Source organism: Azospirillum terrae (assembly GCF_053470425.1).
Genome location: NZ_JBPXMR010000064.1, coordinates 1 through 625, shown reverse-complemented (window position 1 = coordinate 625; position 625 = coordinate 1). Strand labels below are relative to the sequence as shown.

Genomic DNA, 625 nt, shown 5'->3' with positions numbered 1-625 from the left:
TCGTAACAAGGTAGCCGTAGGGGAACCTGCGGCTGGATCACCTCCTTTCTAAGGACAGCCGGTCCCATCTGGATCCGCTCTCCCCGCCCATCACGCCGGCCGCCGGCGCATCCCTTCTCACAGACACGCTTTTCCTTCGGGGAAAGGGATGTTTGCGGGAAGGTTCGACGCGTTTCGGCGCGTTGGGGTCTTGGACAATGTGAAGAGCGATAAGTGAGTGACCGAGGACGCACGACGTCCGGTCCTGAAAGGGACTGGTGTTGTGCAGCATCTTGTGGCGCGAGAGGTCGCGGGCGGGCTTGTTCCTGCGCGCGGCGCTGTACGCTTCAAGGATCAAGCGTAAGAAGGGCATCTGGTGGATGCCTTGGCACTGAGAGGCGATGAAGGACGTAGCACGTTGCGATAAGCTTCGGGGAGCCGCGAGCAGGCCTTGATCCGAGGATTTCCGAATGGGGCAACCCACCGCTTCGGCGGTATCCAGCACTGAATCCATAGGTGTTGGAGGCGAACCCGGCGAACTGAAACATCTAAGTAGCCGGAGGAAAGGACATCAACCGAGACTCCGCAAGTAGTGGCGAGCGAACGCGGACCAGGCCAGTGGTCACAGAGAGACAACCGGAACTGT

General features: G+C 60.0%; 1 rRNA gene. It reads left to right on the top strand.

Features of this window, described 5'->3' with window-relative positions:
* Positions 1-332: 332 nt before the first annotated feature.
* Positions 333-625 (top strand): 23S ribosomal RNA (locus ACSVDD_RS29725); the annotation flags it as partial.